General features: G+C 67.1%; 25 protein-coding genes. 9 read left to right on the plus strand and 16 right to left on the minus strand.

Features of this window, described 5'->3' with window-relative positions; all coding sequences use genetic code 11:
• Nucleotides 1-80: 80 nt before the first annotated feature.
• Entirely contained in the window at nt 81-1,217 is a 1,137-nt protein-coding gene (locus ACFVTE_RS21575) for a hypothetical protein (protein ID WP_387104138.1), read from the minus strand.
• A gap of 344 nt (nt 1,218-1,561) precedes the next feature.
• Between ACFVTE_RS21575 and ACFVTE_RS21580 the strand changes: the two genes are divergently transcribed.
• On the plus strand, nt 1,562-2,431 hold the full coding sequence (locus ACFVTE_RS21580) for a PRC and DUF2382 domain-containing protein (RefSeq protein WP_387104141.1): 870 nt from the start codon (nt 1,562-1,564) through the stop codon (nt 2,429-2,431).
• A gap of 100 nt (nt 2,432-2,531) precedes the next feature.
• Nucleotides 2,532-3,236, plus strand: coding sequence for a MarR family winged helix-turn-helix transcriptional regulator (locus ACFVTE_RS21585; protein WP_387104143.1), 705 nt, complete (start codon nt 2,532-2,534; stop codon nt 3,234-3,236).
• Between the two features lie 142 nt (nt 3,237-3,378).
• Here ACFVTE_RS21585 and ACFVTE_RS21590 read toward each other — a convergent pair whose 3' ends face one another.
• On the minus strand, nt 3,379-3,555 hold the full coding sequence (locus ACFVTE_RS21590; protein ID WP_387104145.1) for a hypothetical protein: 177 nt from the start codon (nt 3,553-3,555) through the stop codon (nt 3,379-3,381).
• An 87-nt stretch (nt 3,556-3,642) separates the two neighbouring features.
• Nucleotides 3,643-4,770, minus strand: coding sequence for a hypothetical protein (locus ACFVTE_RS21595; protein WP_387104148.1), 1,128 nt, complete (start codon nt 4,768-4,770; stop codon nt 3,643-3,645).
• A gap of 141 nt (nt 4,771-4,911) precedes the next feature.
• On the opposite strand from ACFVTE_RS21595, the gene ACFVTE_RS21600 reads away from it, so the two are divergent.
• The gene (locus tag ACFVTE_RS21600; protein WP_387104149.1) at nt 4,912-5,103 is read left to right on the plus strand and encodes a hypothetical protein; all 192 of its coding nucleotides are present in this window, start codon (nt 4,912-4,914) and stop codon (nt 5,101-5,103) included.
• A gap of 101 nt (nt 5,104-5,204) precedes the next feature.
• Here ACFVTE_RS21600 and fdxA read toward each other — a convergent pair whose 3' ends face one another.
• The 8 genes from fdxA to ACFVTE_RS21640 all read right to left on the minus strand — a co-directional run bounded on the left by fdxA (nt 5,205) and on the right by ACFVTE_RS21640 (nt 13,151).
• Entirely contained in the window at nt 5,205-5,513 is a 309-nt protein-coding gene (gene fdxA, locus ACFVTE_RS21605; RefSeq protein WP_387104151.1) for a ferredoxin, read from the minus strand.
• Nucleotides 5,514-5,519: 6 nt separating this feature from the next.
• Complete coding sequence (locus ACFVTE_RS21610; RefSeq protein WP_387104153.1) at nt 5,520-7,001, minus strand: aldehyde dehydrogenase family protein; 1,482 nt, start codon at nt 6,999-7,001, stop codon at nt 5,520-5,522.
• Nucleotides 7,002-7,051: 50 nt separating this feature from the next.
• The gene (locus ACFVTE_RS21615; protein ID WP_387104156.1) at nt 7,052-7,837 is read right to left on the minus strand and encodes an SDR family oxidoreductase; all 786 of its coding nucleotides are present in this window, start codon (nt 7,835-7,837) and stop codon (nt 7,052-7,054) included.
• Nucleotides 7,837-8,769: a dihydrodipicolinate synthase family protein gene (locus ACFVTE_RS21620; protein WP_387104158.1), complete on the minus strand. Its 933-nt coding sequence runs from the start codon at nt 8,767-8,769 to the stop codon at nt 7,837-7,839. Before ACFVTE_RS21620 ends, ACFVTE_RS21615 begins: the two co-directional genes overlap by 1 nt.
• 79 nt (nt 8,770-8,848) lie before the next feature.
• Complete coding sequence (locus tag ACFVTE_RS21625) at nt 8,849-9,670, minus strand: enoyl-CoA hydratase-related protein (protein WP_387104161.1); 822 nt, start codon at nt 9,668-9,670, stop codon at nt 8,849-8,851.
• Nucleotides 9,667-10,944, minus strand: coding sequence for a CaiB/BaiF CoA transferase family protein (locus ACFVTE_RS21630; protein ID WP_387104164.1), 1,278 nt, complete (start codon nt 10,942-10,944; stop codon nt 9,667-9,669). The genes ACFVTE_RS21625 and ACFVTE_RS21630 overlap by 4 nt, the downstream gene beginning before the upstream one ends.
• Complete coding sequence (locus ACFVTE_RS21635; RefSeq protein WP_387104167.1) at nt 10,941-12,323, minus strand: FAD-dependent oxidoreductase; 1,383 nt, start codon at nt 12,321-12,323, stop codon at nt 10,941-10,943. Before ACFVTE_RS21635 ends, ACFVTE_RS21630 begins: the two co-directional genes overlap by 4 nt.
• Before the next feature lie 219 nt (nt 12,324-12,542).
• The gene (locus ACFVTE_RS21640) at nt 12,543-13,151 is read right to left on the minus strand and encodes a helix-turn-helix domain-containing protein (RefSeq protein ID WP_387104169.1); all 609 of its coding nucleotides are present in this window, start codon (nt 13,149-13,151) and stop codon (nt 12,543-12,545) included.
• A 589-nt stretch (nt 13,152-13,740) separates the two neighbouring features.
• Here ACFVTE_RS21640 and ACFVTE_RS21645 point away from each other — a divergent pair.
• Both ACFVTE_RS21645 and ACFVTE_RS21650 read left to right on the plus strand, forming a co-directional pair.
• The gene (locus ACFVTE_RS21645) at nt 13,741-15,045 is read left to right on the plus strand and encodes an MFS transporter (protein ID WP_387104172.1); all 1,305 of its coding nucleotides are present in this window, start codon (nt 13,741-13,743) and stop codon (nt 15,043-15,045) included.
• A 10-nt stretch (nt 15,046-15,055) separates the two neighbouring features.
• A complete protein-coding gene (locus tag ACFVTE_RS21650) occupies nt 15,056-15,511 on the plus strand; it encodes a hypothetical protein (protein WP_387104174.1) in 456 nt (151 codons plus the stop codon).
• A 279-nt stretch (nt 15,512-15,790) separates the two neighbouring features.
• On the opposite strand, the gene ACFVTE_RS21655 is transcribed toward ACFVTE_RS21650, so the two are convergent.
• On the minus strand, nt 15,791-16,186 hold the full coding sequence (locus ACFVTE_RS21655; protein WP_387104177.1) for a DUF4383 domain-containing protein: 396 nt from the start codon (nt 16,184-16,186) through the stop codon (nt 15,791-15,793).
• A gap of 242 nt (nt 16,187-16,428) precedes the next feature.
• Here ACFVTE_RS21655 and ACFVTE_RS21660 point away from each other — a divergent pair, with 242 nt between their 5' ends.
• On the plus strand, nt 16,429-17,748 hold the full coding sequence (locus tag ACFVTE_RS21660; RefSeq protein WP_387104314.1) for a DUF6350 family protein: 1,320 nt from the start codon (nt 16,429-16,431) through the stop codon (nt 17,746-17,748).
• Between the two features lie 23 nt (nt 17,749-17,771).
• Here ACFVTE_RS21660 and ACFVTE_RS21665 read toward each other — a convergent pair whose 3' ends face one another.
• Nucleotides 17,772-18,215 (minus strand): hypothetical protein, encoded by a 444-nt coding sequence (locus tag ACFVTE_RS21665; protein ID WP_387104179.1) that lies wholly within the window; start codon nt 18,213-18,215, stop codon nt 17,772-17,774.
• A gap of 39 nt (nt 18,216-18,254) precedes the next feature.
• Between ACFVTE_RS21665 and purN the strand changes: the two genes are divergently transcribed.
• Nucleotides 18,255-18,842, plus strand: coding sequence for a phosphoribosylglycinamide formyltransferase (gene purN, locus ACFVTE_RS21670; protein ID WP_387104182.1), 588 nt, complete (start codon nt 18,255-18,257; stop codon nt 18,840-18,842).
• A 120-nt stretch (nt 18,843-18,962) separates the two neighbouring features.
• Nucleotides 18,963-19,913 carry a hypothetical protein gene (locus ACFVTE_RS21675; RefSeq protein WP_387104185.1) on the plus strand — a complete coding sequence of 317 codons (951 nt, stop codon included), beginning with the start codon at nt 18,963-18,965 and terminating at the stop codon, nt 19,911-19,913.
• 68 nt (nt 19,914-19,981) lie between these two features.
• Here the strand turns inward: ACFVTE_RS21675 and ACFVTE_RS21680 are convergent, their stop codons facing one another.
• On the minus strand, nt 19,982-21,334 hold the full coding sequence (locus tag ACFVTE_RS21680; protein ID WP_387104188.1) for an MFS transporter: 1,353 nt from the start codon (nt 21,332-21,334) through the stop codon (nt 19,982-19,984).
• Nucleotides 21,335-21,536: 202 nt separating this feature from the next.
• Here ACFVTE_RS21680 and purH point away from each other — a divergent pair, with 202 nt between their 5' ends.
• Nucleotides 21,537-23,207: a bifunctional phosphoribosylaminoimidazolecarboxamide formyltransferase/IMP cyclohydrolase gene (gene purH / locus ACFVTE_RS21685; RefSeq protein ID WP_387104191.1), complete on the plus strand. Its 1,671-nt coding sequence runs from the start codon at nt 21,537-21,539 to the stop codon at nt 23,205-23,207.
• Nucleotides 23,208-23,330: 123 nt separating this feature from the next.
• Here the strand turns inward: purH and ACFVTE_RS21690 are convergent, their stop codons facing one another.
• Together ACFVTE_RS21690 and ACFVTE_RS21695 are read right to left on the minus strand one after the other, a co-directional pair.
• Nucleotides 23,331-23,513 (minus strand): hypothetical protein, encoded by a 183-nt coding sequence (locus ACFVTE_RS21690; protein ID WP_387104193.1) that lies wholly within the window; start codon nt 23,511-23,513, stop codon nt 23,331-23,333.
• On the minus strand, nt 23,497-24,498 hold the full coding sequence (locus ACFVTE_RS21695; RefSeq protein ID WP_387104195.1) for a trypsin-like serine peptidase: 1,002 nt from the start codon (nt 24,496-24,498) through the stop codon (nt 23,497-23,499). Before ACFVTE_RS21695 ends, ACFVTE_RS21690 begins: the two co-directional genes overlap by 17 nt.
• Between the last annotated feature and the right edge of the window lie 158 nt (nt 24,499-24,656).

A 24,656-nucleotide genomic window follows, 5' to 3' on the forward strand; every position in this document is an offset into this window, starting at 1 on the left:
CTCGCCGAGGAGGTCACCGAGGGAGGTGGTGTCGGCCTTCGCGTGCGCGGCCGTCTGCGGGGTATCAGGTATCTGGCTGCTCACAGGGGACGACCCCCACCCTCGGTATCGTCAGTGTCCCGGCGCCTCGGCTCGCCGTATCCTGGTTCGCCGGGACCGGGCTCACCGACACCCGGTTCGCCGTAGGCGGGCTGTTCCCCGTAGGTCTGTTCGCCGTAGGCGGGCTGTTCCCCGTAGGTCTGTTCGCCGTAGGCGGGCTGGCCGGTGCCGGGTTCGCCGTAGGCGGGCTGTTCCCCGTAGGTCTGTTCGCCGTAGGCGGGTTGGCCGGTGGCGGGTTCGCCGTAGGCGGGCTGTTCCCCGTAGGTCTGTTCGCCGTAGGCGGGTTGGCCGGTGGAGGGTTGACCGTAGGCCGGCTGACCGGTGGCCTGCTCTCCGTAAGTTGTCTCGCCGTAGGCCGGTTGGGTGTACGCGGGCTCGCCGAGCTCGGCGCGGTCATAGAGCGGTGCGCCTACCCCGGCGTCCAGGCTGCCTTCAGTGACCGGCGGCTGGGCGGGGTACTGGGGCAGCGTGCCGCCGGTGGATCCGTAGCCTGCTGCGGTTCCGGTTTCCGGAGCGCCGGCCTGCAGGCTGCGGCCCAGCCGTCCGGCCAGGAGGCCGGCGCCTGCCGCGAGGAGCAGGAAGGTCCCGGGGCGCTGCCGGGCGAAGGACTTGACCTCGTCCAGGAGCGAGCCAGGGTCGCGGTTGTCCAGCCAGGATGCGACGGAGGCAGAGCGGTCGGCGGCCTGGCGGATGAGGTCCGCGGCCACGCCCTGCTGGTCCGGTGCGTCCGCCATGGTTCGCAGCTGCGAGGAGATGTTGCGGATGCCTTCGGCGGCCTTGGTCTGCTGGGTGCCGGCCTGGCTGGTCAGGTCTGACTTCGCCTGGTGCAGCAGGTCCCGTGCGCTGTTCTTGGCCTCGTACGCGACGTTCTTCGCCTCGGTCTTGGCTGTCTCAGCCACGTTCTGCGCGGCACCTTTGGCCTCGCCGGCGACGTTCGCGGCCTCTTCCTTTGCCACGTCCTTCTTTGAGGACGCATCATCCTGGTAGCCGGCGGCGCCGTAGCCGGTGGTGCCCGCTCCAGTTGCGCCGTAGCCGGTGGTGCCGGCGCCGTAACCCGAATTCTGTGTGGCCGGGGGAGCGGTGAGGTTTTCGTCCTGCGGCCATTGGTTCTCAGTCATCTTCGCTCTCTCTTTCCGAAAGGGTCAGCTGCTCTACAGGAACCAGCGTTGCTGGCATGCAATGGTAAGCACGTTTATCAATAAATAGTAAGCACACTTGTCATTTTTTCCCACCCTTGCGGGCAGGCTCAAGAAAAAAGCTAAGCAGGCTTGCCAATCTGATAGTAAGCATGCTTAGGGTATAGGTGCGAGGTTGAATTATCGGCCTCGGCCGCGACGGCGGATTGCCTGGCAGGGCGGCAGCTGCCGCTCCCAGGGGCGGCAGACCTAAACTGCCGCTGCGCCGTCGTCGGCCTCAGCGTGAACAGCCAATGCGACACGAAGTCAAACTCCAAGGAGACAGCATGCTCACCAAGGAACACATCGACGACCTGCTCAACAAGAACGGAAACATCCTCTCCGCAGACGGAGACAAGATCGGTTCCCTCGGCCAGGTTTATGCGGACGATGACAACGGACAGCCCACATGGGTGACGGCCCGGACCGGCCTTTTCGGCACCTCGGAGTCCTTTATCCCACTCGAGGGGGCACGGCTCGAGGGATCCGACATCGTTGTCCCCTACACCAAAGACCAGGTCAAGGACGCTCCGCGCGTTGACGCTGAGGGCCACCTTGACCCCTCAGAAGAGGACCGGCTCTACGCCCACTACCAGCTAAACGGAACGGTGACTTACACCGAGGCGGCGAACGGGGACCGGGCCGACTCAAGCCGGACGGGCCAGTCCGCCGCGGGCCTTTCAGCCACCGAGCGGGATGCGGGGTTCGCTGCCGCAGGGAGCGGCGGAACCTACAGCGCCGCGGATGACAGGGCCGATCGTGACACGTCCGGCCTGGCTGATGGCGACGCCATGACCCGCTCTGAGGAACGCGTGAATGTTGGCACAGAAAGGCAGGCCGCCGGCCGGGCACGACTGCGCAAGTACGTTGTGACCGAAAACGTGACCCAGACAGTTCCGGTTCAGCGCGAGGAAGTACGGCTCGAGCGCGAACCGATCACCGAGGGAAACCGGGGCGAGGCGCTGAACGGCCCGGATATCAGCGAAGCGGAACACGAAGTGGTACTTCACGAGGAACGCCCCGTGGTGGACAAGGAAGCTGTACCGGTCGAGCGGGTCAGGCTGGACACGGAAACCGTTACTGACGAGGTGATGGTGGACGAGCAGGTCCGCAAGGAGCGCATTGAGGCCGACGGCGTAGACGACAGCCGCCGCTGACTTGCCTAACACCGGGGCCGGTTTCCGGTCCCGGTGTTTCCGGCATTTTGGGCTGGCGGTGATGCCAGCACGGGCTCAAAGGGAAAGAAGGTCTAAACCGATGGTCCCGAACCCCGACGCGGAGCAGTGGGGACCTCACCAGCTGCTGTCCATGGCCGCCAGACTTGTCCAGCGCAGGCAGGACCAGGCATTGGCTGAACTCGGCCTCACGCACGCCGCAGTCATCGCGCTGCAGGGCCTCCTCGACGGTCCGCTGAACCAGGAAGAGTTGGCCGCCGAAATCAGGGTCCGCAGTCAGTCCATTGGCCGGGTTTTGTCTCGGCTCGAAGGGGCGGGGCTTGTGGCCCGCGAGTCGAGTTCATTGGACCGGCGGCACAACGAGGTATCCATAACGGAAGCAGGCCGCCAGGCACTCGAGGCGGCGCGGAAAGCTGAGCAGGAGGCACTGCCCGCCGACGTGGTCGAGGGTACTGTCCTGGGCCGCGAGCTGGCGCGTGTCATCAGCTACTTTCCAGGCCGCGCCAAGCCTGGCCCGGCCAAGAGCCAGAAGTCGGCGGCCGTTGCCGGGGAACCAAGCGCGGACGGCACCGCCGAACCGGGTTCTCCCATAGCCAATGTGCCCACAACAGGTGCGCGGGAAGAAGGCGTCCAGCCCACGGAGGCGGACACGGCTGCAGAACCTGACTTGCGGGCACCAGCCGCCGAAGCGGATGGGATTGGCGGGCAGGAGGCTACGCCGGCGCCGAACGGCGGCGCCGGAACACGGCAAGAGCCTGCGGGGAAGGGCGACGCCGGTCCTGGATAGGCGAATCGCCTCGGATAGGCGGACTGATCATGGGGAATAGTGTCGCCGCGCCGCGCGCGGCGACACTTCCTTGTTGGCGTCCTTGTTGGCGTGCCGGTCCGGGCTCAGGTCCGGACCGTGCTCCAGCTTCGCCCGGACATCCCTAGCTTCTCTGTTGCATGGGGTCCGGCCAGTTGCCGATGAGGCCGGACATGGGGTCGGGCCAGTTGCCGATCCGGCCGCGCATCGGGTCGGGCCAGTTTCCGATCCGGCCGCTAACGGCTCCGGACTGCGGGCGGGACGGGCGGGAGGCGGCAGACAGCGGGGCGTGCGTAGACATGACATATTCTCCTGACTGAACTGAGGTCCTTGCGCAGGGCTGCGCAGGTGGTCTTTTCTGCCCTGAAGGCGGGCAGAGCTGACCTGTTCAGTCGGGGGAAGACCCCGGATCGAAGGCTGGGCTGGCGGGAAGGTTCTGGGCAGCATCCAACACACGGGCGCCGGCAAACAGAGGCGTCCTGTCCCAGTTCCCCGCCGCATCGGCGGCCTGGGTGCCGGAGCCCTCGGAGCCCGAGGAGGAGTGCCCCGACGTTCCTTCGTTTGCGGCGAAGGATGGAAGATGGCCGCCGCCGGGAAGCGCATCAAGGTTCTCGTTTTGGGCGGCATGGCCGGCGTCTGCCGGCTCTCGGCGCTCGGGCGTTGTCATCTGGAGCTCGGCCAGAGAGAGGTCCGTGCCTGCGAGCGGGATGCCGTCGCCGGCCGTGGGAGTGGCCCCGGCTGCTGTCCCGGCCGGTGCTGCCGACTGGGCCCCGCCTGCGGCCTTTCGTGCGGTAGTCCCGGGCCCACCATCCGAGGGCGAAACATCACCCGTCGGTGAGGGAAGATCCGGCGAGCCGTCCCCGGTGCCGGGAGCCGGCGTCGGCGGCGTGACACCCGGTACCGGAACCGCGGGAAGTTCCGGCAGCGGCACCGAAGGCACCGGCACTGAGGGAACAGACGGGACAGGAAGCGTCGGAACCGGAACAGACGGCACGGGCACCACGGGGACCGGCAGCGATGGGATAGTGGGCACACCAGGTATTGCCGGCAGCTGCGGCACCGACGAAACGGCGTCTTCCGCAGCCGTTACCAGGCTGTCCACTGTGTCGACCACTGGCCCCGCAGCCGTAGTCACGGTGGTGACCGCTGTCGATGCCCCGCTGACCACGGTGCCGGCAGTGTGGGCCACTGTACCGGCGACGGTCGTCACGGGCTTGGTGGCCGATGCCGGGAGGCTGGGTGCTGCCGGCAATGCCGGAACCGCCGGCAGTAGCCTGGCGGTTGGGGCAACCCGGGAGGTGGCGGAAGCCAGAGGGGTAGTCACTGCCGACGGCGCGATAGCGGCGACGGGAGTTTTGACGGGGCTGGTATTCAGGGACCCGGCGTCAAGCGAACCGGCCGTCACGGTATCCCCGGGCGCTGCGTCGGCGGATGCTGCGCCCCAAATAATCCACGCCAGGGCCAGGAGAACGGGCAAGAGCAGGGCGCGCAGGACGGTTGCGTCCAGTAAACGCACCCTGTTGCCCATTCGAATCACCCCCCAGCGCGATGGGAGACCAGAATATGCCCGGCGCCCCGTTCCGTCCAGAGGAAAAATATTCGCGCATGAGCGGGCGCGCTGAACCGCAATAAAATTGACTCAGAAGGTGCTTGAAGGATGCCTGGATCCATCGTCGTCGTCCTTGTGCTGCTGGCCGCAATCGCCGTCGTCGCCATTGCGGCAACGGTGCTGGCCGTGCTGCGCGACGGGCGCGGAGAAGTGCGGAGCGAACCGTCCGAGGAGCCCTGGACTGCAGGGAACCTGCCCAGCGAGCCCTACGCCCAAATTCGCTTCAAGTCGGGCTTCTGACGCGGCCGGCCGCGGTGTGACGAACGCCGTCTGAACAAACAGTGTGGATGCCGCCGCCGTGATCACTTCACGACGGCGGCACCGGCGTTGGGGCGGCACGCTCACCCCGCGCTGGTTACCACCGGATGGTCGCGGCCCAGGTTCCCGAGGGCCGAGGCTCCCTGCGGCGACCCCAGCCCGTCGAAGAACTCCACGTTGGCGCGCACGTAATCGGCCCACTCGTCCGGAACGTCGTCCGAGTAGTAGATGGCCTCGACCGGGCAGACGGGATCGCAGGCGCCGCAGTCCACGCATTCGGACGGGTGGATGTAGAGCGAGCGTTCGCCCTCATAGATGCAGTCCACCGGGCATTCCTCGATGCACGCCTTGTCCTTCACATCCACGCACGGCTGCGCGATGACATAGGTCATGGCAGGCTACACACCTGTGTAGACGGTCTTGCCCCAGGTGAAGAAGTCCAGGGCGGACTTCCCTTGCTCGCGGAACGTGTTGGTGGAGGAGTCCTTGACGCCGCCGAAGGGCACATTCAGGTCCAGGCCGGCCGTCGGCCGGTTGACCTTGATGACGCCGGCCTGGGCGCGGGCGGCGAAGTCGGTCGCCAAGGCCAGGGAATCGGTGCAGATGCCGGCGGTGAGGCCGTAGCGGGAATCGTTGATCGCGGCGAGGCCGGCCTCGTAGTCCGGGACCTCGAGCACAGCCACGACGGGACCGAAAATCTCATCCGTCACGGCGGCGTCGTCGAACGGCAGGTCGGTGAGCACGGCGGCAGGGAAGAGGAAGCCGGCGTCCGTTCCGCCGTCGTACTCGCCGTGGAGCAGGGTGGCACCACGTTCGACGGCGGTGCGCACCGCCGCCTGGTTCTGTTCGAACTGCTGGCTGCTCACGACGGCGCCCATCGACGTTCCGGTGGCCAGGCCGTCGCCGGGGGTGTAGGCGGCTGCTTCCACGGTCAGCGCCTCGAGGAACGCGGACCGGATGCCGGGTGTGACGTAGACGCGCGACGTCGCGGTGCAGGCCTGGCCGGTGAGGCCGAAGGCGCCGGCGGCCACCACTTTGGCGGCCTTGTGGGGATCCGCGTCGTCAAGGACCAGCACCCCGTTCTTGCCGCCCATTTCCAGCTGGACCCGGGCGCGGCGGGCGCTCAGGATTTCCTGCAGGCCCAGGCCCACGGTGGTGGAACCGGTGAAGGACAACCCCGCGATCCGGGGGTCGCGGGCCAGTGCATCGCCCACCACGCGGCCCTTGCCATGGACCACGTTGAACACCCCGGCCGGCAGCCCGGCGTCCTGCAGGGCGCGGGCCAGATGGGTGGCCGAGAGCGGGGTGAGCTCGGCGGGCTTGATCACCACGGCGTTGCCGCTGATCAGTGCCGGGGCGGATTTCCAGGCCGGGATGGCGATGGGGAAGTTCCACGGCGTGATGAGGCCGACGACGCCGAGCGGCTCACGGCGGGTGGTGATGGTGGTGTCGGGCAGGCCGCTGGGCAGGACTTCACCGGTGGCGGCCCAGCCGAGCGAGCCGAAGAACCGCAGCACGTCGGAGGCGCGCTTGACCTCTCCCTTGGCTTCGGTGAGGGTCTTGCCTTCTTCCCGCACGAGGTCCTCGGCGATGCTTGCCTGGCGTTCCAGCAGCAGGTCCCCGGCGGCCATCAGGATGGCACCGCGGGCCGGGGCGGGGAGCGCGGCCCACGCCGGCTGGGCTGCGGCGGCCGCGCTGATGGCGGCGTCGGTGTCCGCGGCCGTGCCGCTGGGGGAGAGGGCCGCGAACTCGCCGGGGCGGGCCGGGTTGAGGCGTTCGGTGTCCGCCTCGCCGAGCCATTCGCCGTTGATAAGGTGCCGGGCGGTGATGCGGTCCTGCTCGGTGAAGCTGGTGGAGTTTTCGGTGACAGTGGAAGTCATGGGGTTCCTTCGTGGGAGTCGGAGCTGCGGGGCATGCGTGTTGGATGCGGTCAGAGGCCGCGGATCAGGCCGCCGTCGCAGCGCAATGCGACGCCGGTGATGTAGGAGGCCGGGGCGCTGCAGAGGAAGGCCGCGGTGGCACCGAATTCCTCCGGTTCGCCGTAACGGCGGGCCGGGATGGTCTTGCGGGATTCGAGCTGGATTTCCTCGGCTGTGGTGCCGCGGCGCTTGGCGGCGGCGTGGTCGAGTTCGGCCACGCGGTCCGTGGCGATGCGTCCGGGCAGAAGCATGTTGACCGTGACGGCGTCCAGGGCGACCTCAGCGGCGAGCGTCTTGAGGTAGCCGGCCAGGGCGGCGCGGCCGGTGTTGGATACGGCCAGGTTGGGCAGGGGTGCCACCACGCCGCTGGAGCCGACGGCAAGGATCCGCCCCCAGCGCCGTTCCCGCATGCCCGGCAGGACGTGCGAGACCAGGGCGTGGTGCGGTTTGACCAGCTGTTCGAACGCGGCGGCGATGTCGTCGGAGCCGAGCGTGGCGGCCGCGCCGGGCTTGGGTCCCGGCCCGTTGAGCACCAGGATATCGATGGGTCCGAGGGCGTCGATGGTGCGTTCGACGGCGGCAGCCACGCCGTCGGCGGTGCTCAGGTCCGCTTGCACGGCGACGGCGCTGTGCCCCTCCTTCTGGAGTTCGGCCGCAATCTCCTCGGCGCGCTCGCGGCGCCGGCCGGTGATGGCCACCTTGGCGCCCTCGGCCGCGAGGGCCTTGGCGACGGCGAGGCCCAGGCCCCCGGTGGATGCGGCCACCAGGGCGGTCTTGCCGCTGATTCCGAGATCCATCAGAACCTCCCCGCGGTGACGTGGGCGGCGGCCGGATTGGGGCCAAGCGCCGCGGCAGCCTCGGCCAGGTGGGTGCGCAATCCGGTCCGGAGAACATCAGGGAAGGCCGCCCCCGGCGCCCGGACGCCGGCGTCGGCAATCAGGCCGCGCTGGCGCAGGCATTCCTTGCGGATCGAAAGGGCGATCTTCGCCTGCTGTTCGAAGTTGATCAGCGGCAGGTAGGGCAGGAGGGCGTCGCGGGCGGCATCATAGCCGTGCCGCTGCCAGGCCCGGACGCAGGCGATCAGTGCCTCCGGATAGGAGAAGCCGGTCATTGCCCCGGCGGCACCCGCCAGGAGCTCGTCCAGCAGCCCCTGGCCGCCGAGTCCGCCGAACACCGAGACCTCGAGGGCGTCCGTCAGCTGGCTGATCGCGACGGAGGTGGGCGGCGCCTCGGCCTTGACCCCAGTGACAAAACTGCAGGCGCGCACCACCGAGATGAGTGCCTCGGTGCTGATGCTGACGCCGCTGGCCAGGGGGTAGTCCTGCAGCACCATCTTGGCTCCGGTCGCCCGGTGAATGGCATTCAGGTGCGCGCTGACCACGCCGGGGTTGGCGGAGTTGGCCTGTACCATGACGGCCGCGAGCCGGTCGCCGGTGGCGGCCTGGATGGCGTGGATTTCCTCGACGGCGGTGCCGGTGAAGAGCGACGTCACCCCCGCCACGAGGGGAAGGCGTGTTTCTTCAACAGCCACCTCCAGGACCAGAGTGCGCTCGGCCGGCGTCAGGGCTGCCGCCTCGCCGAAGACGCCCAGGACGGTGAGACCGGTGGCACCGATCGATTCGTAGTACCCCACGAGTCCGGCCAGGCTATCGGTATCGACATCCAGGGCACTGCCCTGGAACGGTGTGGCGACGACGCCCCACACGCCGGGTGTCAGTGACTCCCGCATAGGTTTCTCCTTAAGAGCTCTTGTTGAAGCTGGGTTGCTTCGGGCGGCCGGACGTCAGCCGGCTGTGACGGTGGAAGGACTAATGCCCGGGCCAGACCGGCGCGCGCTTCTCCTGGAAGGCGCGGACGCCCTCGGCGGAATCCGCGCTGTCCAGTGCCGCCATCAGGGCCGGCAGCCGGAGCCCGCGGGCCTCGGTGGCGGTCATGTGCGCGGTCCGTGTGACCATCTGCTTGACCGCCCGGACGGACGTGGGGGCGCAGGCAAGGATCTGGTCGAGCCAGCGCTGCACCGCGGCGTCGAGCTCCCCGGCGGGGACCACCTCGTTGACCAGGCCCATGGCCTGCATCTCCGCGGCCTCGGCCTTCCGCCCGGTCAGGAGCATGCCCATAGCCTGGGTGTACGGGATCCGGCGCACCAGCTGGTGGATGCCGCCGTCGAGCGCCAAACGCCCGACGCGCGGTTCCGTCAGCCCGAATCGGGCGGTATCCGCGGCCACCACGATGTCCGCGCCGAGCACGATCTCCATGCCGCCGCCGAGGGCGTAGCCGTTGACCCGCGCGATCACCGGCACATCCAGGGTGGTGCGCAGGCTCAGCCCGCCGAAGCCGTTCGGGTCCAGGCCGGCCCAGTACTCGAGGCCGGTCTTGTCCACGGCGGCGGCGGACATGTCCGCCCCTACGCAGAACGCCCGGGTCCCGGCGCCCGTGATGACCACGGCGCGGACGGTGGGATCGGCTTCCAGCTGGTCCCAGATCCCGTTGAGCCGGGCCTGGGCGTTGCCGTCGACGGCGTTGAGGACGTGCTGCCGGTCGATGACCACAGTGGCGACGTGGTTCTCGATGGTCAACGTGACCTCGTCCACCGTGGTCTGCGCCTGCTCAGCTTCAGAAACGGCGGTCATCTCAGCACTCCCAGCTTCTGCAGGCGCTCGATGGTCTCGGCGTCGAACCCGTTTTCCAGCAGTACCTCGACGTTGTGCTCGCCCAGCCGCGGGGCCGCCCGGCGGATGATGGGCGGCGTGGCGGAGAGCCGGATGGGCGCGTTGAGCATCTTGACGGTGCCGACGCCGGGGTGTTCGGCCTCGACGATCATGCCGTTGGCGTGGGTTTGCGCATCGGCCAGGGTCTGTTCCAAAGTGTGCACGGGGGCGTTGAGCAGTCCCTTCTCCTCCAGCCTGCCGGTCCAGTACTCGGTGGTGTTGGTGGCGATGCGCTCCCGGAAGATGGTCTGCAATGCCGGCTTGTGCTTGAACTGCTGTTCCAGGTCCGCGAACTCGGGGCGCTGCGTGAGGTCCTCGTCCAGGCCCAGGGCCTCGGAAATGCGCAGCAGCGGGTCGGGGGTGAAGCCGCCCACCATGCAGACGGCGCCGTCGGTGGTTTCAAAGACGCCGCTCAAGGGCATGGCTCCCCAGTTGACCTCGTAGCCGCGGTTGAGCTGCATGCACGCTTCCTGCATCTGCAAGTGCAGCATGGAATCGTACATGGTCACCTCCACCTTCTGCCCGACGCCGGAGGTTTCGCGGGTGCGCAGTGCCAGCAGGATGCCCTGCATGAGGTGCATTCCGGTGATGTAGTCGCACAGGGTGGTGGGGTAGATGGAGGGCTTCATGTCCTCCGACTCGCGCCGCCACATGACACCGGAGTAGGCCTGCGCGATAGCGTCCTGGCCGCCCTTGTGCGAGTAAGGCCCGTTCGGTCCGAAGCCCGTGCCGGAGGCCCAGATGATGGCCGGGTTCTCAGCCTTGAGCTCCTCGTAGCCGAAGCCCATCCGCTCCATCACGCCGGAGCGGAAGTTGCTCACCACCACGTCCGCGTCCGCCAGCAGCCGCCGGAGCACGGCGCGGCCGTCCTCGGTGCGGGTGTCCACCGAGACACTGCGCTTGTTGCGGTTGATGGACAGGAAGATCGGGTTGTCCTGGCCGTCCTTGTCCGGGAAGGAGTTGCGGGAGATGTCCCCGGCGCCCGGGCGTTCCACCTTGATGATGTCTGCGCCGTAGTCGCCGAGCAGTTGGGTGCAGGACGGGCCCATGAACACCTGGGTGAAGTCGACGACCTTGATCCCGTCGAGGGGGAGTGGAGTGCCGGCGCCTGCAACCTCCGGGTCGGCGGCGGCGCCGTTGGCAGCGGCGGCCGGTGCCGCCGTCGTGCTTTCCAGTTCGTCGATGGCGGCGCTCACGCTCCCACCGCCGCGTCTGCGTCGAGGGTGGCGTTCGACGACGGGACGTCACCCGGGTCCGCGCCGTGCCGGCGCATGCCCTGCTGGATGTCCAGGGCGGAGACGTCGCGGACAAGGGTGCCGTTTTGGACCGCCAGGGCGGCAGCGACGCCGACGGCCTGGCCCATGGCCATGCAGGGCGGGATTTCGCGGGACATCTTCTGCGCCTCGGGGGTGGCGGAGTAGTGGCGGCCAGCCACGAGCAGCTGGTCCACTTCCCTGGGCAGCAGCGAGCGGTAGGGGTAGTAGTAGTCGCGGCCCCGGGCCACGGTGTCCGCGAAGTGCCGGCGGGAGGTGACGTCGTCCTTGGTCATCACGTACTCGCCCTCCAGCAGGCGGGTCTGCCGGACGCCCATCTGGGAGGCGACGTCGAGCATGTAGCAGTTTTCGAAGCCGGGCAGGTTGGCGCGGACATACTCCACGGCCTCGGTGATCCGGTCCCGGGCGGCGAACTCGGCGGCGGTCATGTCTGCCGGGTCGACGCCGTCAAAGCCTGTCATGTGGGGTGCGTTGCACCAGACGACGCCGTCGATGGGGGTCTTGAGCCACCACAGTTCCCAGGCGCCGCCGAGGAGGCGCTTGATCTTGCGGTTGATGGCGCGGGCTTCCTTCGGGTTGGCCTGTTCGAAGGCCTCGGCGGCGTTGGTGTCGACGTTGCCGAGCCGGAAGACGAGCGTGGTGAGGTAGCTGTCCTTGATGTGGCTGGCGCCGGCGCGGGAGGCGACGTCGATGTCGCCGGTGGTGTCGATGACGATGTCGGCCATGAAGGCCTGCGGGCCGGACTTGGTCTCGCAAACGACGCCCTTCATGACGCCGTTGTCCACGATGGGGCGGGAGAACCAGGAGTGCAGGCGCAGGTTGACGCCGGCTTCGCGGACGAGGTCGTTGGAGACCCGTTTCCAGCCGTCCGGATCGAAGGCTGCGGCGTAGCAGACCGGCTTGGGGGTGGTGTGGGAGTGGAAGTCGAAGGTGCCGAAGCGGCCCCACTTGTTCCAGAGTTCCTCGGAAGTCTTGCGGTCATCGGCCGGCGGGACGATTGCCAGGCCCAGCTTCTGGAGCCGTTCGACGTACTCGGAGACGATGCCGGTGACGGTGATCTCCTGGCCGTTGATCATGTCATCGAGCACCAGGACCATGCCCCCGGAGGCGAGGCCGCCGAGTGCGGAGTAGCGCTCCAGCAAAGTGACGGAGGCGCCGGAGCGGGCAGCGGTGACGGCGGCGGCCACACCGGCCGGGCCGCCTCCGACCACCAGGACGTCCGAACGGGAGATGACGGGAGCGCTCAGGTCCTGCGTGGTGGTGATGAGGTCCAGGGAGCGCAAGGCTGTTGTCGAGTTCATGGGGGATCCTTACTTTCCGGCGGCCGTCGGAACGGCAGCCGGTGAGGTAGACGCTGCCCAGGATGAACGCGCGGTGACGCTGACCGCGGATTCCACCCGGCAGAGGGTATGACGCAGCGCGGCCCGTTGCGGACCTTGCGGCGGAGTGTGGAAAGGCTTCCGCGGACACCGGGGCGTCGGCGGAAATGGAGAATGGTGAAGGCGGCTAGGGCCGGCTGATCACCACGCGTGAGGTGCGTTAACCCAGATCGCTACGCATACCTCTTCGTAGCTGTTCTTGTACCAGTGAGGCGTATCCGAGGAGAAGGTGATGGAATCGCCTTCTTCCAGGGTGTAGCACTCACCGTCCAGGTAGATGTCTTTCCGACCGGAGAGAATGATGCCGAATTCCTCGCCGGTGTGCCGGAACGGAGTGGCGCTGGTGTCGTGGCCTGGCGGACTCACGATCCATTGGGCCTCGAGGGCGCCGTTGAGGTCGGGAGTGAGCAGTTCATAGACCGCCTCGCCCACCGACTTCTTGGTAACACCCTTGAGGTTCCGCCGTTCGCCCTTGCGGACAACCGGGGACTTGGCTTCTTCCTGTCCAAGGAAGAACTTCCCCACGGGGATGTCCAGGCCGTGGGCCAGCTGCGCCAGGGTGGTGAAGGACGGATTGGCCAGGCCCCGTTCGATCTGGCTAACGATCGCCGGGCTGAGGCCGGTGACTTCCGAGAGCTTCGCAAGCGTCATCCCTTTGTCTTTGCGCATGTTGCGGATCTTGTTGCCTACGGTGGCAAGAAGGACGCTCGTGCCGGCGGGGGAGGATCCCGGGAGGCTCTCGTTGGTCATGGTCCGTCTTTCTCTGGATGAGCTGACGTGCATAACTATAGTGAAGATTTTTACCGAATCAATGGTTTGGTGAAAATTCTCCGTCCCCGCGGGTCGATTCCCGCCTGACCCGGGGTTTCATCAGCCGCCCGGCCGCGGAGGGATTCGGCATTCCCTGAACCATTGACTCCGTGAAGATCTTCAATATAGTTATGTGAGCCGCAACACTTTGGGATTGACGCTAATCGAACAGGAGCAGGGCCCGAGGACCTTCTGGCGGAAGGTGCACCCCGCCCGGTCTCCAGTTCTCTTCCCTGGTAATGAGGCAGCACATCTGCCAAGCCATCCACAGAACCCGATGCTGGCCGGTCGGCATGGAACCGTTCATCTGAACAGGCTCCCTGCGCCGGGCCGGATGGCCGTTTGCAGGCAAGCGCTACGAAGAGGCATGCGTAGCTATCTTGGCTAACTCACCTCCCATGTGGTGATCCGGTCACGCCGCCCCGCGGACCAAGCCAAACGATAGTTTCGATCGCCGGCGGCCCAACAGGGCGCCTGCCGGTGATCCGTACCCTCCCGTGCCCGAAGGCGCGGGGGAAGGAAAAGAATCATGACTGACACTGTCGTCAAGAATGACCTGGAGGGCGGCCGGAAGTCCCGGCTCTCTCCGGAAATCCGCCGGGGGCTGCTGGGCCTCGGGCTGGGCAACACCTTGGAGTGGTACGACTGGATGGTCTTTGGGCTGCTGTCGGCCTTCATCGGACCGAAGTTCTTCCCGTCGCATGATCCCGTGGCCGCAACGCTGAGCGCCCTGGCAGTCTTCGCCGTCGGCTTCGCCTTCCGTCCGCTGGGCGGGATACTCCTCGGCACCTTCGCCGACAGGATCGGACGGCGACGGGTGATGCTCTGGTCCATCATGATGATGGCGGTCACCACCCTGATCATTGCCGTGTCCCCGACCTATGACCAGATCGGCGGCGCCGCCGGGGTCATCCTCCTGGTCTGCCGCATCATCCAGGGAATCTCCACCGGCGTCGAAGCCCCGCTGTCCACCGCCCACGCCGTCGAACTCGTACCCGAGGGGCGCGAGGGCTTTGTGGCCGGCATCATCTCCTTCTACGTCAACGCAGGCATCCTGCTCGCCTCGCTTGTCAGCTACCTCAGCAGCCTGGTGCTCGGCGGATCCGTCATGGCCGACTGGGGGTGGCGCATGCCGTTCGTCGTCGGCGCCGCCTTCGGCTTCGTCGTGGTCTACCTTCGCCGGACACTTCCTGAAACCATGAAGCCCGAAGAACTGGCGAACAACTCCGCAAAAACAGTCTGGGGCGGGGTGCGCAAACACTGGCTGAGCGTGCTGGCCATTACCTTCGTCGTCGGTGCCGCACAGGCCTACAACTACGCCTGGAACACCGGGCTTCCGACGGCGGCCCGCAGCGGCTTCAAGGAGGACTCCACCGCGGTCTTCGCGCTTACCACGGTCCTGGGCGTCGTGCTGGTGGTCGGCAGCCTCATCATCAGCCGGCTCGCTGACGGCAAGGCGATATCCAGGTGGTTCCTGGTCACCCGCGCGCTGGCCATTCCGTCGGTCTTCCTGATGCTGATGTACGTCAAGCCCGGCATCGCCGGCTTCGCTGCGGTGCTCCTGGGCGGTTCGGTGGTGCTGGTCCTGAACATGACGCTGTACAACGTGGTCACCAGCTCCCTCATGCCAAAGGGCTGCCGCGGTGCCGGAACGGCCCTCGGCTACGGACTCGGCGTCGCCATCTTCGGCGGCACGGCCTCCTACCTGCTGGTCTGGCTCCAGTCCATGAACGCCTCCTGGATCTTCCCCGTCTATGTAGCTGTCCTCTCGGCGCTGAGCATCGTGTTCTACCTGCTGGCCCGAAAGAAAAACGGCATCTTCATCGGGAGCTAGGAGGAAAACCGTGATCTCCTTTGAACTCAGCGACCCTGACGTGGAGCTGTACGAGGCGGCCCGCGGGCTGTTGGCTACCACCCATCACCCCGAGAACCACCGGGTGGCTGCCGCCATGCGCGGCGGGTCGGGGGCCATCTACCTTGGCCTGCACATCGGCTCAAAACGCCTCAACGTGTGCGCCGAATCCAGCGCCCTGGCCAACGCCCGCATGGCCCGGGAACCATCCATCAGCGCAGTGGTGGCCGTCAGCATGGACGGAGAGGGCCAGCCGCAGGTCACGAACCCCTGCGGCCTGTGCCGGGAACTGCTGCGCACGTACGGAACAGAGACAACTGTCCTGGTCGATTCCGGGGGCGAGGTGGGAAAGGTCCACATCACAGAACTGTTGCCCTATCCCTGGATGCGTGCTGCGGAAACCGAGTGGAACACCCTTCCGCCCCGCGCGGCGGAAACCGACACCTAGCGTGAACCACCTGGCGTGGACCACTCAACTTGAACGCCGGCGGCGACCAGCTAAACAAATAGGAAGGCCTGGACTCTGCGAGTCCAGGCCTTCCCGCGCGCCGGGCACCCGCCGTCGTCCGCTTCAAAAGCGAACCGTTTTTCGAGCGTTGCGGCCGACGCAAAGTTGGTGCAGCCGCCCACGAACTCGCGTGGCCGCCTGCACCAACCGGTAGTACGAATACTCAGATTAGATATCTATTCATTCGCGGCTCCTAGTTCCCGGCGTTCGCGTTCCGGGCTATTTCCTGTCCTCGACCGAATGCCGTGAAAACATCCAGCCAGCGGCAATCATCAGCACGCCCAGCACCATGTGCGTCCAGTTGTCCAGCATATTCAGCGACAGGAAGTTGGCCGCCGAATCCACTCCGACACTCAGCCCGTAGATGCTAAGGACGAGGTACAGCGCACCGGCTCCCATGAGGAACCTCCGAGCGCCCATCTCTCCGCGGGACATGGCCCAGCCGGTTGCGCCAATTACCAGCTGCACGATGTTGAGCAGCATGGATACCTGGAACAGGCCGAGGAACATGGCGTGCGAATCAGGCCCAAAGAACATCAGTTCGCCATACCGTGCGGTGATGCCCGGGATGAACCCCAGCACACCGACCACCATCAAGACAATACCTACACCCATGCCAGCGTTCTGGACATCAGTCCTGCCAAAGTGGACGCCATGTGCATGTGGGGATGCGGTAGTCATTTTCTGCCTCCAACCACTGAATGCGGACAAGCTAATTTTACGACGGGCCTTCCGAAAAAGCGCCCGCCGCCGGGCCTGCCATGCACCGGCACGGGCGCGCGACTGTCCGACTTTCCGGCGCCGTTGAGCCTGTCGAAAACGGGCGGGCCGGGACCCGCATGGCACGATGGGAGGCGATGAAACTGCGTGCTGACCAGACCGGAGACCGTGGCCTACCCATGCCCCTGTGGCTGCAGGGCGGACTCGAGTCCGCGCAGGCGGCCATCATCTCGGCGCTGGTGGTCATCGCACCCATCGTTGCGGTGTGGGCCACCTCGGGTTTCGGGAGCGCCGGCGTTGACGTCCTGGCGCGGCTCGCCGGCCAGGCATGGCTGGTCATCCACGGGGTGCCGCTCTACCTCACCACCGTGGGGGAGGGTGCTGCCGCGAGGCCCGAGACCGGCACACTGTCGCTGCTGCCGCTGGGCCTCACACTCATTCCTTTCCTGCTGGCCTGGCGGGCGGGCCGGCGCCTGGCCCGGGCCTCCTACACGGACCAGCTGTGGCAGGCGCTGCTCGGCTCGTGGCTGGTCTATGCCGGTTTCGGCATCGCCACCGGGTTCATCTGCCGGACCGAGGACGTCGAGGTTTTCCTGTGGTGGGCCGGGCTTTTGCCGCTGGTTCCGTTCGGCCTCGGGATGGTGGTCGGCGCCCGGCGGGAGGCCGGGTCATGGAGCCGTCTGATCGGCGTCGACGCCGTGGACTGGATCGCCCGCACCAGCCAGCACTCGCGGTGGGCGGGCTCATACCTCGCCTCGGCAGCCAAGGCCGGCTTCGTGGCCGTCGTCGCTGCGCTCGCGTTTTCGTCGGCGCTGCTGGCCGTGGACCTTCTCATCCACTGGAACCTCGTGGTGGCTGTCTATGAAGCGCTCGACGCCGGGCCCGTCGGAGGCACGGCGCTCACCATTGCGCAGCTCGGCTTCCTCCCCAACCTCGCCGTCTTTGCGCTCGCGTGGCTGACCGGCTCCGGTTTCGCGCTGGGTGCCGGGTCTCAGGTGGGTCCGCTGGGGACCGCCGTGGGGCCGCTGCCCACCATTCCGGTTTTTGCGGCAATCCCTTCCGGCCCCCTCGACTTCGGCCCCGTGGCGCTGGTGGTTCCGGTGCTTGCCGGAGTCCTGGCCGGATGGTGGTTCCTGCGCGAAGGCGAAAACCACTTCGATGAGTGGCTGTCCATCAAGCTCCATGTCCGCTGGCTGACCGCCGCGGTGTCCACGCTGTTCCTGGCCCTGATCGTCGGGGCCGCGGCCGGCATGCTCGGAGCGGCCCTCGCCTGGCTGGCGCGCGGCTCGGCCGGGATCGGCCGCCTCACGGACATCGGCCCGGATCCGCTGTGGACGGCAGTCTGGCTGGCGGCGGAAGTCGCAATCGGCGTCGTAATTGGGTACGCGGCGGGACCGTGGCTGGAACGCCGGCAGCTTCGGGACGCCGAGCTGGGGACTGCCCCGAGCAGCAAATAGCCATTCCGGCCCATTCGGTGGCTTTAGCGGACGGGCTGCTTCAGCGGTCCGGGCAGCGAGTTCTCCAGGTTGACCCGGCAGTCCGTGCTTGCCTTGCTGGTCAGCGACTGGCGGGAACACTGCTGGAAGTCGCGGATCTGGTTGAAGAAGAGCGCGGAAGTCAGGACCAGGAGAACCATGACCGCCGAAACCACCAGGCCGGAGATGGTGCCGAACAGCACCAGTTTGGACTCCTTGAGCCGGATGGCCCGGATGAGCACCATGACCCCCAGTACGATGCCCGCCGCCGTCAGGATGGCCGTGAGCCAGAGGTAGGCGAGGTCCAGTTGGAAGACGAAGAACGCGCCCAGCACGGCCACAATGAACATGCGGAACAGCGTGTGCGTCTTCTGGAGCGAGGCCTTGGCCTCCTCGCTGAGCGGACGCGCGGTCCGCTGCGGCCCCTGGGGGCCCGGAGTGGGGTTCATGTTTTCCAGCCTACGCGAGCAGCCGCCTAAGCTTGAGCAATGCGCATAGTAGTCCTCGTCTCCGGAACCGGTTCCAATCTCCAGGCCGTCATTGACGCCGTTCAAGCCGGGGGCCTGGATGTTGAGATCGCCGCGGTGGGCGCTGACCGCCCGGGAACCTTCGGAGTGGAGCGCTCTGCCGCAGCCGGGATCCAGACCTTTGTGGTGGACTTCAAGGCGTACCCGGACCGTGCGGAGTGGAACGCCGCCCTGACCGAGGCTGTTGCCGCGTACCAGCCCGATGTGGTGGTGTCCTCCGGCTTCATGCGGATCGTGAGCCCCGAGTTCATTGACGCTTTCGACGGAAAATACCTTAACACGCACCCCGCCCTGCTGCCGTCCTTCCCGGGCGCCCATGGAGTCCGCGACGCCATGGCCTACGGCGTGAAGGTCACCGGCTGCACCGTGCACTGGGCCGACGCCGGCGTGGACACGGGGCCCATCATCGCGCAGGAGGCAGTCGCCATCGAGGACGCCGACACCGAGGAAACCCTGCACGAGCGCATCAAGGTGGTGGAGCGCCGGCTGCTGGTCTCCACGCTCGCGTCGCTGGCCGCCGAGTACGCCGCGGCGAACACCCCCAACTAGCTCGCAGTTGTTGTCGTTTTGAGCCCTCAAAACGACAACAACTGCGAGTCAGTTGCGATGGCGGGACATTGGCCTGTGGATAACCGCCTGAGCGGGTTCCGGATTTGCGACCATGGTGCCGTGAAGACACCCCGTCCCCTTCCCGAGCCACTGGCCTTGGCGCCCTTCACCTGCCAGGAAGCCATCGACGCCGGTGTCAGCTTGCGGCGGCTCCGGCATGGGGCGCTGTACTCACCCAGCCGGGGCATCAGGGTGCCCGATTACGGACCCACCCTTGGTCCGGGGGAGTTGTTTGCACCGGAGGTGGTCCGCCCGTTCACCCGGGTGACCGAGTTTTCAGCCGCATCGCACGGCACCGCCTTCGCTTTCTGGCAGTTTCCGGGGTTCCTGCCGGGTCAAGGGGATCCGCGTGTCCATATCTCCCGGCCGGACACGATGGCTATTTCCCGGCGCGCCGGCGTCATAGGCCATGTGGGGCAGTTCTTCGACGATGAAATCGTGAGTGCTGATGGACTGCTGGTGACGAGCAGAGTTCGGACCTGGCTGGACGTGGCACGGAAGATGAGCGTCGAGGAGCTGACGGTGGTGGCCGACCATCTCCTGCGCATTCCCCGGCCCGAGTTTGAAGCCAGGGATGAACCGCACGCCACTCCGGGGCACTTGGCCGACATGCTGGACAGACACAAAGGAACGCCGGGCATCCGGAAAGCCCGGCTCGCCCTCGACTTGGCACGTGTCGGTGCGGATTCGGCTCCGGAGACTCGGCTACGGCTGGCGCTGGAATTTGCGGGCCTGCCGGAACCGCAACTCAACGTGCGGACCGAACTCTGTCCCGGCGTCGTACGTCAGCCCGACATCGGCTATCCGGAACATCAGGTTGCCGTGGAGTATGAGGGTGAGGGCCACTCGGGGGCTGAGCAAATCGTCCGTGATATCGCCCGGGAGGAGGACTACGCCCGTGCCGGCTGGCTGCTGGTCAGGATCTCCAAGCGTCACATGCAGAACGATGCCCGATCCGCAGTCGCGAAAGTCCGTGCTGCGCTAATCAGCAGGGGCTGGTCACCCAAGTAACTCGCAGTTGTTGTCGTTTTGCGGGCCCAAAACGACAACAACTGCGAGTCAGTTGGAGGTGGGAGGCGCTACTCGAGGCGGCGCTGGCGGGTTTCAGGGGAGAAGAACGCCATCCACAGCACGGACAGGACCACCAGGCCGCCGGCGAGGGCAAAGGACGTCGCCAGCCCCAGCTGCGGCCAGAAGTAGTTCGCGAAGATGAGCGGGCCGAAGCCAGCCCCCAGCCGCGAGAACGTGGACGCCCAGCCGAACCCGCTGCCGCGCAGCTCCGTCGGGTACAACTCGGAAACGTACGCATAGAGCACCGGGATGGCCACCTGCACCACGAACCCGAACACCAGCAGCCAGAACACCGCGGCCGTGGGCACATCCACCACGAACGCCACGACCACCAGGACCAGTGCGGACAGCGGCCCCGTGACGGCCAGCAGCCACTTGCGGCCCACGCGCTCCACGAGCAGCGCTGCCGCGATCACGCCCAGGAGCCCGACGGCGGCCATCCCCGCCGTCGTCAGGAACGCCTTGTATTCGGCGAACCCGGCGCCGATCAGGATCCGCGGCATCCATGTGAGGGACAGGTAGTAGACCAGCAGGATGCTCATGAACAGGGCCCATGCTGCGGCCGTGATCTTCCAGTTGAACTGCCAGACCCCGCGCAGCTGCTGCCACGCGCTGCCGGCGGAAAGCCGCGGCACGGCCTGGGGCTCGGGCAGGCTGTAGGCCCGGGGATCGGCGCCCGTGGCCTCGACCAGGCCGTCAATCACCCGGGCCGCTTCGTCGCGGCGGCCCTTTCGGATCAGGAACAGCGGCGACTCCGGCACGCTGCGCCGCACCCAGAACACGAGCAGGGCAGGCAGCACCATGACGAGCATGGTCAGGCGCCAGTCGGCGAACGCGGCCACCAGCCAGGCGGACACGAAGCCGCAAAGCGCTGCGCCCACGGGCCACCAGCCGTCCATGGCGGTGAGGACCCGGCCGCGCTGCCTGCGCGGCGTGAATTCGCCCACCAGCGCGTAGTCGACGGGAATGCAGCCGCCCAGGCCGAACCCGGCCATGAAGCGGAACACGCAGAACCAGAGGAAGTCGGGGGAGAAGGCGCCGAGAACCGTGAACAGCGAGAAGATCAGCAGCGTGGCCGTGAAGGCCTTCCTGCGCCCGATGGTGTCGGCGATGGTGCCCCAGATGAAGGCGCCCAGGGCCATGCCGATCAGGTTGGCCGTGCCGATCCAGCCGGCCTCGCCCGGCGTGAGGCTCCAGTGCGTGGAAAGCAACGGAATGAGGATGCCGTTAAGGGTGACGTCCCAAGCGTCAAACATGAATCCCAGGCCGCCAATCACGAAGATCCGGCCCTGCACTTTCCAGCGCCACGGCAGTTCCTGGACTACCTGCTCGCCACTGGGCACAGCGGTGTAAATGTTCATCTCGGCCTCCTGCTTAAACCTTACGTTGCGGAACGCCGCTCATCGCCGGGCCGCTACGCCGGGAACGCCGGGCCCTTGGACCGGGAACGCCCCCGCCTTCACACTGCAGCCGCCAGCAGGCGCGGGCCCGCCGACACGATAAACTGGGCCGTATCCCCACCAACCGCGGCACATCAACCGCGAGATAAAGACGGAGACTTTTGTGAGCTTGACGCAGCTTGACCGTGTTCCCATCCGCCGGGCCCTGATCTCGGTATACGACAAGACCGGTCTGGAGGAGCTCGCCAAGGGCCTGCACGCAGCAGGCGTCAAAATTGTTTCCACCGGCTCGACCGCCAAAAAGATCGCCGCGGCCGGCATTCCGGTCCAGGAAGTCGAGGAAGTCACCGGTTCGCCGGAAATGCTCGACGGCCGGGTCAAGACCCTGCACCCGCGCGTCCACGGCGGCATCCTCGCCGACCGCCGCGTCCCCGCCCACATGGAGACCCTCGCCAAGATGGAGATCGAGGCCTTTGACCTCGTCGTGGTGAACCTCTACCCGTTCGTGGAGACGGTCAAGTCCGGTGCCGCACAGGACGACGTCGTGGAGCAGATCGATATCGGCGGCCCCGCCATGGTGCGCTCCGCGGCGAAGAACCACGCCGCCGTCGCCATTGTGGTGGACCCGACGTTCTACGGCGACGTGGTCCGCGCCGCCACCGAGGGCGGCTTCGACCTCAAGACCCGCCGCCGGCTCGCCGCCAAGGCGTTCGCGCACACCGCCACCTATGACACGGCTGTGGCCACCTGGACTGCCAGCCAGTTCCTCGACGAGGACGGCGACGGCGTCATCGACTGGCCTGCCTACGCCGGCCTGGCGCTGGAACGCTCCGAGGTGCTGCGATACGGCGAGAACCCGCACCAGCAGGCAGCACTGTACGTCGACAACGCAGCCCCGGTTGGCATCGCCCAGGCCGACCAGATCCACGGCAAGGCCATGAGCTACAACAACTTCGTGGACGCCGACGCCGCACTGCGTGCAGCCTACGACTTCGCCGAGCCCGCCGTGGCCATCATCAAGCACGCCAACCCCTGCGGCGTGGCCGTCGCGTCTGCCGACGCCGCCGACCCGATCGCGGACGCCCACGCAAAGGCCCATGCCTGCGACCCCGTCTCCGCTTTCGGTGGCGTCATCGCGGCCAACCGCACGGTAACGGCCGGCATGGCCAACACCGTCAAGGACATCTTCACCGAGGTGGTCATCGCCCCCGACTTCGAGCCGGAGGCAGTGGAAATCCTCTCCAAGAAGAAGAACATCCGCCTGCTGGCCCTGCCCGAGGGCTACGGCCGCTACCCGACTGAAATCCGCCAGGTTTCCGGCGGCGTGCTGGTGCAGGTCGCCGACAAGGTGGACGCCGACGGCGACAACCCCGCCAACTGGACGCTTGCCGCCGGCGAAGCGGCCGACGACGCAACGCTCGCTGACCTCGCCTTCGCCTGGACCGCCTGCCGTGCAGCCAAGTCGAACGCCATCCTGCTCGCCTCGAACGGCGCCGCAGTCGGCATCGGCATGGGCCAGGTCAACCGACTGGACTCCTGCAAGCTTGCCGTTGAGCGGGCCAACACGCTGGGTGTCCAGGTTGAGTCCGACGTCGACGGCGCCGGCGGTGCCTCCAACGCCGGCGCGGCAGGCGCCCCCGCCCGTGCCCGCGGCGCGGTTGCTGCCTCCGACGCGTTCTTCCCGTTCGCCGACGGCCTGCAGATCCTGATCGACGCCGGGGTCCGGGCTGTGGTGCAGCCCGGCGGCTCGGTCCGTGACGAGGAGGTTGTCGCCGCGGCCAACGCTGCGGGCATCACCATGTACTTCACCGGCGCCCGCCACTTCTTCCACTAGAAGTCCCCGCCGCCGCGCCAACTTCGCTGCGCTCGGCGAGTTAACCCGGGCCGCGTGGGCCCGGTAAAGCCCGACGGCGATTGCCCCCTTTAGGGGACGGCCGCCGTCGGGCTTTAACTTGCGTTACTTTCCTTCGGGCTTGGGATCCCTGTCCTCCGGATCCGGCAACCGGACGTCCAGGGGTACAGCTTTTGCCATGCGTTCCGGGGTCCAGTGGGCCAGGATTTCCTCGGGCGGCTGGCTGACGCTGTGGTTTACCGCGGCGTTGTCAGTGGTGCCCGCATCATCCTTATTTCCGCTGTGCACTGTCGTAGACCTTCATGGTGGTGGAGCCCCAGAACGGCCCGAACATGGTGCTGGAATTCGTTCCGTACCCGTAGCTGTTGACGGAGTTCTGGAAGCCGTCCGCCCCGCTGACAGCATTCGTGTCTCCCTGGGCGAACCACGGACCGCCCGAGGAGCCGCCCGTCATGTCGCACGGAATGCCCTGCGAGTTGAACTGCGGGTTGATGCTGTCATCGTGCGCCGTGCCGGTGCAGCTGACCAGCTTCTGGCCGGTGAACGGTGCCGCGGCCGGGTAGCCAAAGGACTTGTACGTCATGCCGCGGGTCTGGTTGAACTCCACGCCCGACGCCCCCACCACGTCGGCTAGGGACCTGCCGCCCACCCTGGCCACGACGGCGAAGCCGGTGTCGTACCGGATGTCGCCGCCGGAGGTCCAGTTCCGTGCGGCGTGCAGCGACCGGGCCGGCCACTTCCCGTAGGGCGCGGTCCCGTCGACGTATCCGGGCACAAAAATCCAGTTGGTGGCGAAGGCGCCGGGCCCCTCATTGACGCAGTGGCCGGCCGTGGCCACGAGGCTGTTGTTCTGCGCGGCGATCGAGTTGCCGGAGCAGACGTAGTTGTTGCCGGCGAGGGTGAAGAAGACCTTGCCGATGTGCTTCACCGGGGATTCGCTCGCGTGCAGGGCCGTGGTTGCCGTGGTTTGCGGGGCGGTGCCCGCGAACCTCGTCAGCGCTCCCGTCTCAACTGCAGCCGCGGACGCGGGCCCTTCGTTGTCCTGCCGGGCCACGGCCTTGGCGGCGATCACATCGCCGGGAAGTGCGGCGCGCATGCGCTCGGGCGTCCAGTAGCCCTGCGGGCTGGACACCGGGGTGCTTGCGACCTGTAGTTGGGTCGAGTCCTGCGACGTTGCGGAAGAGGCTGATGCGCCGCCAATGGCGCTCACGGCCAGCAGCAGACCTGTGGAGAGGCTAAGAAGGCTGCCGGCCAGAGTCTTTTTGCTCGTCATTGCGGTCCTACCTATCAGGTGGGGCGGGCCCCGGGAGGCACGCGGGTGACTGATTGACCTACCCGGGGGATGACAAGCTCGGTTGGTGACGATTCAAGTTTTGTTTGCCAGGTAGGGGTGTGCTGGTCTGCCCCTGCCGCAAGGGGTTCTAACTGGGT

The organism is Arthrobacter sp. NPDC058097 (genome assembly GCF_042884885.1).
Taxonomy (GTDB): domain Bacteria; phylum Actinomycetota; class Actinomycetes; order Actinomycetales; family Micrococcaceae; genus Arthrobacter.